At 40.0% G+C, this 7,923-nt stretch carries 9 protein-coding genes; 3 read left to right on the top strand and 6 right to left on the bottom strand.

Annotated features, from left to right (window positions below; genetic code table 11):
- Together D6D85_RS10865 and D6D85_RS10860 are read left to right on the top strand one after the other, a co-directional pair.
- Nucleotides 1–305: methyltransferase family protein (locus D6D85_RS10865; protein ID WP_133308317.1), on the top strand; the 305-nt coding region annotated here is incomplete at its 5' end.
- Nucleotides 306–414: 109 nt separating this feature from the next.
- Entirely contained in the window at nucleotides 415–657 is a 243-nt protein-coding gene (locus D6D85_RS10860) for a DUF2283 domain-containing protein (protein WP_125672059.1), read from the top strand.
- Nucleotides 658–778: 121 nt separating this feature from the next.
- Here the strand turns inward: D6D85_RS10860 and D6D85_RS10855 are convergent, their stop codons facing one another.
- Nucleotides 779–1,069, bottom strand: a complete 291-nt coding sequence (locus D6D85_RS10855; RefSeq protein ID WP_125672058.1) for an AbrB/MazE/SpoVT family DNA-binding domain-containing protein — start codon at nucleotides 1,067–1,069, stop codon at nucleotides 779–781.
- A gap of 357 nt (nucleotides 1,070–1,426) precedes the next feature.
- Here D6D85_RS10855 and D6D85_RS10850 point away from each other — a divergent pair, with 357 nt between their 5' ends.
- Nucleotides 1,427–1,861, top strand: a complete 435-nt coding sequence (locus D6D85_RS10850; RefSeq protein WP_125672057.1) for a hypothetical protein — start codon at nucleotides 1,427–1,429, stop codon at nucleotides 1,859–1,861.
- A gap of 24 nt (nucleotides 1,862–1,885) precedes the next feature.
- Here D6D85_RS10850 and D6D85_RS10845 read toward each other — a convergent pair whose 3' ends face one another.
- From D6D85_RS10845 to D6D85_RS16425, 5 genes are all read right to left on the bottom strand, one after another.
- Complete coding sequence (locus D6D85_RS10845) at nucleotides 1,886–3,580, bottom strand: hypothetical protein (protein ID WP_125672056.1); 1,695 nt, start codon at nucleotides 3,578–3,580, stop codon at nucleotides 1,886–1,888.
- A 28-nt stretch (nucleotides 3,581–3,608) separates the two neighbouring features.
- Entirely contained in the window at nucleotides 3,609–4,748 is a 1,140-nt protein-coding gene (locus tag D6D85_RS10840; protein WP_153184012.1) for a glycosyltransferase family 4 protein, read from the bottom strand.
- A gap of 344 nt (nucleotides 4,749–5,092) precedes the next feature.
- On the bottom strand, nucleotides 5,093–6,232 hold the full coding sequence (locus D6D85_RS10835; RefSeq protein ID WP_125672054.1) for a glycosyltransferase family 4 protein: 1,140 nt from the start codon (nucleotides 6,230–6,232) through the stop codon (nucleotides 5,093–5,095).
- Complete coding sequence (locus D6D85_RS10830) at nucleotides 6,195–7,529, bottom strand: glycosyltransferase (protein ID WP_125672053.1); 1,335 nt, start codon at nucleotides 7,527–7,529, stop codon at nucleotides 6,195–6,197. Before D6D85_RS10830 ends, D6D85_RS10835 begins: the two co-directional genes overlap by 38 nt.
- Nucleotides 7,530–7,630: 101 nt before the next feature.
- The coding region (locus D6D85_RS16425; RefSeq protein ID WP_161969836.1) for a hypothetical protein at nucleotides 7,631–7,923 on the bottom strand (293 nt) is incomplete at its 5' end.

Here is a 7,923-nt window from a genome sequence, read left to right as displayed (position 1 = left end):
TTTTCCTCATCATTCTGTCCTTGAGAAGGATATACAGGTTTCTCATGTTCAAGGAGGAGAAGAAGCTTGTGAAGGATGGAGTTTATGGTTTAGTGAGGCATCCCCTCTATCTAGGGGATTCCATATGGCCGGTAGGCTGGAGCCTCATCTGGATGAAGCTCTGCTCCCTAATTTTAACTCCTATCTGGCTTTTATTCTACATAATAACCACTTTTTATGAGGAGAGAGGGCTTGAGGAGGAGTTCGGCGATGAATACAGGGAGTACAAGAAAAGAGTGAGGAGGATAATCCCTCTAGTTTATTGAACCGATTTCCACCTGCTGATTGCTCTCCAGCAACTTTATGCAGAAAAGGTATTTTCTGCATGCGATCTTTTAGAGGAAAGTTTATTAATTGGTGTAAAACGGTCAAGAGATGGATCTGATCATAAGATATGACCCGGAGGCAGATGTGCTGGTGATCAAGCTCAAGGAGGGATCTCTTGTAGATGAGGAGCTCCTTGACAACGATGTTATCCTAGGCTATGACAGCGAGGGGAATATAGCATCGATGGAGATACTTGATGCCTCAAGAAAGGGGCTTGTGAACGCCCTTTTTGAGCTAGCTAAATCTAGGAAGAAGGAAGCAAGGTTCCTTCTTTCCAAGATCAATGACTGAAGTACAACTTGCTGAATTCTATTGAGGCATCATAACGGTCCACAAAACGGCTGTTACAATGATAGAATTGGAATATACTCATCCTTTCCTCTCTTCGTTTATTCAGTGGTTCTTGATATATTCAAATTCCTCTCTCCTTTCTGAGGAGCTCTTCCTCAGCCTCCTCTATCTCCTCCATTTTCTTCCTAATCAGATCTCTGTACTTTCCTCCAAGCTCCTCAACTCTCTTATCAACAGGCTCCAAAATTATAGCTCCATCTTCATCGAGCTTGGCGATAAAGATCCTGTTTTTGCTTTTCTTTCTCAATTCTTTAGGGATGAGCACCCTGCCTTTATCATCCATCCGAACTATGAGCATTTTTCCCATCTTCCTGTACCACTTATATCTTTTTAAGTTTTTCTTTTGTCTCAAGTTGACGACTCCTTGTTCATTAGTTCTCGGACATCTCTTTGCAGTGGATTCTGACTACTGTGAAAAGCTTTCTCGACTATCAAATTTTTACCCTCTTCGATATATGAAGTTCTCAAAATCCTGAGGAACCAGTGAACCGTCCGTGTGGCCTCGCAATCGGAGCTTCTTTGCTACCTTTTCATTTCCGGGAACGAAATGCTAGTGAGCGTTATCACAGGCTTCTGCAGAGGAATGATATTTCAAACTGCAATTTGTAGTTCTAAATTTTTCGACGATATTTCCTGTAGAGATGAAATATTTCACGATAGGTTTATATACCAGTTTGTTCCCTGTATTACTGGCCAAAGGGGTGATATGATGAGGGCTGGAATATCCAGAGTAGTTGTCGAGATAATAATACTTGTGATAGCAGTAGCCCTAGCACTTCTGATATTCTCACCGATATCAGGGTATATATTTGGTTCACTGGGGAGGACCGCAACTGTTGGAGGAGCTTCTCAGATACAAATATTGAGTGCTAGTTCAACTGATGGTGCAAGTTGGACAATATATGTGAAGAACCTCGGACCCGGAACAGTAACTTACACTGGAACTGCTGACTGGAGGGTGTACATAGATGGGGGTAGCTGTACGGTAGATAATCCTAGTAATTCCGGTGTTTGGAGTGTGGGCACAACGGTAACAGTAACTTGCACCACTTCTACTCTTCCCACAACTAAGCAGCATAACATAGTGGTGTATGGACCAGGAGGAACTCAGGCACAGTATCTCTACTATCCACCTCCAAGCTGATTTCTCCCCTCTTTTTTGTTATTCTTAGCCGCTCGAGTTTCCCTGAAGCTCCACAAGCTGTGGAAGAAGGCACTTTCTGAACACAATAACTCTCCTTATGGTTAAATCTGGGCATTTAACAATTAGAGGATCCTCATTAAGTATTTTACAGACAGCTCCATATGCTGTTGTCACAGCTATGACATCTGTTTTATTTAGGTAAAGTATAGCAGTTGTGTTGTTCAGATATATGCCCTCCACCCTGCTCTGGTTTCCCTTAGGCAGATATTCTATGAGATCAGCGGAATTTGATGACGAAATAACCCTGATGCACGGGTCTTTTTCCACAAGAATTCTCTCCAGCTGAGTTTTTCTCGTTATTATAAACTTGGATCCATCGAGAAGAAGGTCCTCAAGAGCTCCTGTCCTCTCAACAGAGCATCCAAAGACGCTTGGGAATGCAGATAACCCGTAGGAGGATATGTTCATATTATACTCATTGCACACTTTGTGGACAAATGGGATTGCATCCTGATATGGCGTGTTTCCCCTGATAGGCGGGAATGCCAAAATGAGAAGAATTAGGACAGCAGGCGATAAAAACCTCTTTATTTTCATGCTGATGAGATTTATCCTCTCTATCAAGCATGTGGCTGTCATGCTTAAAGGAAATGGAAGGAGGAGAAGAAATCTCCAGCAGAGGGATGGACTTCCTGCTGCAAATATTATGACAACAATAAATATGAAGAGAGCATAAAAGGACAGGTATTTCCTCCTTTTCTCCCACGAGCTTCTCGCTAGGAGGCCTGCAATTCCAAGGGAGAAGGATGCCCCGAAGAAATACCATATTTCTAGAGGAATTCCCTCTATAACAGCCAGTTTCACGCCAATAGGGACATTTTCCACAACTTTTGAGGCATATAAGTGGACTCTGCTTGCTGAAAGGGGAAGAACAAGCCAGAAAAAGCTCGGAATTAAGTATAATATTTTCCTTGATCTCCTGATCAGGTAGATTATACAGGCATATGCGATGAATACCCAAGAGAGTGTGTTCGATAGGGGAAGGAGGAATGAGATTACAGAGGCTGGAAGCATTTTGTCTCGAATTAGAAGATATGCATCGAGCAGAATTAGGGAATCTAGAACAAGGTTGGAGTATGTCCCTATTTCAAAGAGGTGAATTAGAGAGGGGCACATTAGGAGGTAGAAGATGGAGGCAACTACAGGATTGAGGTCAAGTTCCCTCGCTATCATGTAGATTAAGGCACCTTCCGATGGAATTAGAAGGACTAAAACTGCTCTATACCAGAGATACCACTCTCCTCCTAATTTGTAGCATGCTCCTCCGATCATGTGCACCAGAGGAGGATAATCTAGGGGAAGGGAGCCTGTGGTAGCGTAAAGCTTCGACCTCATTAGGTGAAAGGGCTCGTCCTGATTCATCCAGCTGGCCACATATGGTTCCTTATACAGGTTCACTGCTACAACTAGGGTATATGCAATGAAGATCAGCAGCAGGAATTTATCCACCTTTTTATCAGCCTTTCTGATTGCCCATGCCCCTGCTAGCAAAAGAGTGATCTCTATTGCAACAAAAGAATCTGCGTTCACTATTGGAGAGACGACAGATAGAAAAATAGCTCCTATTAATGGTGCCAAAACAACGGATTTTGTAATATCCCTTGACAGAAATAGCAGAATTGAGATTCCAGCTGTTATTTGGAGGATTACTGGAAGCATAAGATGTATCAGGCTGGAAGTTAATAAATTATCCGCTGGCAAAAGTCTGCAAAGCAGACAGAAGCACTTTCTCCACTCTTTCAGCAACTTTCTCCCAAGTAAACTTCTCCTCAACTATCTTTCTACCAGCTTCTCCCATTCTGTCTCTAAGCTTTTCATCAGATAATATTCTGCATATCCGCTCGTAGATTAGATCTTCACTGCCTGGCGGAACTAAAAACCCATTTACTCCATCCTTCACTATAGTGCTTAGACCTCCTGAGTCAATAGCTACTACAGGAGTTCTGCATGCCATTGATTCTGGCAAAACCAAGCTAAAACCCTCCTTCTCGCTTGGAAGAACCAAACACCAAGCCCTCTTCATTACTCTAATTTTCTCTTCTCCATCTATCCACCCTAGAAACCTGACAGGAATATTATACTGTTCGGCCATTCTTTTTAAACGGGCTCTCTCAGGCCCATCACCAGCGATCCAGAGAAAGGCATTAGGAAAATCCCTAACAACTTTTGAAAAGCTTCTGATTAGAAGATCAACTCTTTTAAGTCTGACAAGCCTCCCGACATAGAGAACTATCGGAATTTCGCTTCTTTTCTCCTCAACTTTATCAAACACGGTTAGATCAACACCCCCGTACACTACATGTATCCTGTTCTCAGGTATGCCCCAGCTCATGAGTTTCTCCTTTATGCCATCGCTGACTGTTATTACAGCATCATAGTTCAGCTTGAGGGAGAGAACCTCAAGAAACCCTCTTATCATTCCCTTCACAAATCCCTTGTCCTTAAGGCTGAACTCCAGCCCATAAACATTGTGGAATATTGATATAACAGGCCTCCTCTTGAAAAGAGAGATTACCTTTCCCAAGAGGAGAGGTAGAGTCTGGCTGACAAGCAGTACATCAAAATCTCTCTTCATAGAGTGGATCAGAGAGAAAGGAATTTGAACAAATGCCCTAGTGAAATAAGGTTGAACTCCTGGTATGGGAAAAGGACCCATTCTCACTATACTTACATTATCTACGATTTCGGAAACTCTTTTCTCTGGATGTTTGTAGGTGAGCACTGTTATCTCATGTTTTTTAGCCAAGTTTCTGGCAACATTCCAACACCAGATCTCTCCTCCTCCGATATGGGGTAGAAAGTACTCCGGAAGGAAGAGTATTCTCAATTCCAATCCCTCGTGAATCACCAGTAAGTAATTAAATCTGTTCTATAACATTATTTTGAAATTAATATTATAGATAATATATAGGCTTCCACGAGTTTTCACTAATGATTCTTGAGTAAGGATTTCTTATCTTCGATTACATTTCATCATATATTCTATTTAGGGAATTACTGCTAACTTGAATATCTTAGGAAGAATTATAGGCTAATGGCTATCTGATCAACACCGGCCAATATAATAATACATAATTTCTTAGACAACAGTCACCTTAGTGGGATTCTCTTTACACTTTTTATATACTTCGAGAATCTTAAGAGTAAGAATAATGACAGAAACAGAAAAGGTCATTTCTCTAAACTCTTGTAAAGGTCGATTAAACGGCGTTCCATAATTTTCCAAGAGAAATTCTCCGAATAAATCTTTGCAGTATGCTTCTTGAAGGCTTCCCACCTATTTGTATCCCAGTTTGCTATTGAAGTTATTGCCTCTTCTAGATCCTTTTTGTTTCCGTATTCAACCACAAAACCCAAACTGTATTTTTCAACAATTTTATCCATACCTGTATTTCTTGCAACGATAATTGGCTTTCCTAACATCATTGCCTCAAAAAGTTTATTCGGACTCGAATAACGGTGATTTGGAATTCGAGGATCATAGGTTGCAAACATAACATCAGATGAAGCATATACCTCAAGCGCCTTCTCATAAGGCACACGGCCTAAAAATTCAACATTACCAAGGCCTTTTATTTTTTCTTTAATCTCCTCTTCTTCTGCTCCGTATCCACCGAGAACAAGTTTCCACTCTGGATGATTCCTAGCAACGTCAATCATCTCGAAAATCCCCCTTTCTCTCTGAAGCAAACCGATATAGGCGATAACGAGATTATTCGAACTAACCTTTTTCAAGGGACTTTCTTTAAAATCGGTTACCAAAGGAGGCGAATTATAAATTACAACAAGTTTTTTAGGTTTTGAGCCTTTAATTTGCTCTATTCTTCCCTCATCTGCTATAATTACCGCATCCGCAAAACCAATTAGAAACAGATCGACTCTTCGAATAAATTGCCTCAAAAAGTCAGGGACATTTCTCAGCATATCCGCATAGAAATCAAAAATATCGTAGACTACCCTCTTTCTAAAGAGTAATTTGCAAATCAAGGCAGGAATAATTGTATCAAAGTCACATGCATGAATATAATCATAATTTTGTCTATTCTTCGTCAAATAAGAAAATAATGCAACTTGATACTTAAGTAGGTGTCTAATATTTTTGATTCCTGTTCCAAATTTTGCTTTTATTTTTAATCTATAAACTTCTCCAAAATCTTTTCTCTCATGATATGGATATTTATTTTCTCTATCCCAACCAATTATTACCACTTTAAAATCATTTTTGGTTAAAGACATGGCCCCCTTTTCAACTCTTGGATCAGGTGCGACCGGATTAGAACGAAGAAAAATAACTCTTTTGCTTACTGCCATTTCTTGCCCCTTTTAAACCCATAATCAAATTAAGATATTCCTTTGTTATATTTTCAACAGAAAACGCCTTTGCTTTTTTCTGTAAAAATTCCTTTGGTAAAGGATTCTTTAGCGTGTCTAGGATAGCTAAGGCAAGTGCTTTTGCATCTCCAATAGGTACCAGTTTGCCGTATTTTCCATTTTCAAGTATTTCACTTAGCCCACTTGGACAATTAGTAGAGACGACAGGACATCCCAATGCAAGTGCTTCAACTAAAACAAGCGCAAATCCTTCATACTCTGAAGACAATACAAGTACTGAAGCTCTGCTCATAAATTTATATGGATTATCTACAAACCCAGGGAGCCAAACATTATTTTCAATGCCAAGTTCTTTTGCAATCTTTTCCAATTTTTTTCTTTCTTCTCCTTCGCCTAAAATTACAAGCCGTGAATCGATTTCTTTCCGAACACGTGCAAACGCCTTAAGAAGAGTTGGAAAATCTTTTTGTTTATTGAGGCGTCCTACTCCTAAAATAACAGGAATATTAGAGTTGAACCATGGATGATCTACTTCTTCGCTACTTTTTCTAATTATCTCCTCTAATATAACTGGATTATAAATTACTTTTATTTTTTCCAATGATATGTGAAATCTTTTACTGAAATCTCTTGCAACGCCATTTGATACAGCAATGATTTTGTCGGCTAAGTGCAGGCTAAAATAAGTAAACAATTTTGCAAAAAAACGTTTATATCTCGGAAGAGAGTCGAGATACTTCGTTATACTGTGGCAAGAGTATATCACCAAAGGTCGTTCCTTTCCAATGGAGGCTACAAAAACTGCAAATATTACAATAAGTTCAAAACCATCAAATAAGGGAAAAACTACATCGACTTTTCTATTCCTAAAGTATTTTATTAACGGTACAAAACTCCTCACGAGCCTAAATCTATGAGGAATATTAAGATTTATGATATTCACCCTGCTAGGAACATTATCAATAAACTCCCCTTCTGCACATGCCAAAACTACATCAACACCTACACCAGAGTCTAAAAAACCATGGCTTAGGGCAAGTACAACTTTTTCTACGCCACCAGCACGCAATGCAGGAAGAACAAAAACAAGGTTAACTTTATTAGCATCTTTTTGGTACTTTTCATAACTAAACTCCTGAATCTTCCTGCGTGCCTCTTCAATTAACGCACGCATGTGTGAATTATTATCGCTTTTCATTTTACTCCCTTCAAACATGGCAACAGGATAGTAACCAAGCTGTTCTGTATATTCGATGGGTCCCTTCCCTAACAGCACTTTTATCACCTTTAGGGGTAATGTGAAACCATCCACGTTGCTACTTTTTTTGGGTTAGGGAAAAATGAAAAGATAAAAATTTCTTTTAAACAATAAAGATATTATCTTGCTGTCAAATATGAGAATAGCACTGCCCCTACGCCGAACAGGCTGTGAAAGAGGATAGCCTTCCAGAATATCCTTACCTCCGAGGATCCCTTTCCTATCCACAGGGACCACAATGCCTCCAAGCCCTTTGTCCTTATCACTCCGCTATCATCCACATAGCCAACTGTCCATGTAAACCTGTTTCTCAGCCTTATGAAAAAGTTTATCAGGTATGGGGCTGTGGCAATTATTCCTGCAGTCTTTATTGTTCCTATCACGATGGATGAAGCCAGAACAGCTCCCATCA

Source organism: Candidatus Methanodesulfokora washburnensis (assembly GCF_003947435.1).
In the GTDB taxonomy this organism is placed as follows: domain Archaea; phylum Korarchaeota; class Korarchaeia; order Korarchaeales; family Korarchaeaceae; genus Methanodesulfokora; species Methanodesulfokora washburnensis.
This window is presented reverse-complemented; position numbering and strand designations above follow the sequence as displayed.

What these genes read in the sequence shown, in the direction of transcription:
- D6D85_RS10860 (WP_125672059.1), top strand. Translation starts at nt 415, where the DNA reads ATGGATCTGATCATAAGATATGACCCGGAGGCAGATGTGCTGGTGATC.
- D6D85_RS10850 (WP_125672057.1), top strand. Translation starts at nt 1,427, where the DNA reads ATGAGGGCTGGAATATCCAGAGTAGTTGTCGAGATAATAATACTTGTG.
- D6D85_RS10845 (WP_125672056.1), bottom strand. Translation starts at nt 3,580, where the DNA reads ATGCTTCCAGTAATCCTCCAAATAACAGCTGGAATCTCAATTCTGCTA.
- D6D85_RS10835 (WP_125672054.1), bottom strand. Translation starts at nt 6,232, where the DNA reads ATGGCAGTAAGCAAAAGAGTTATTTTTCTTCGTTCTAATCCGGTCGCA.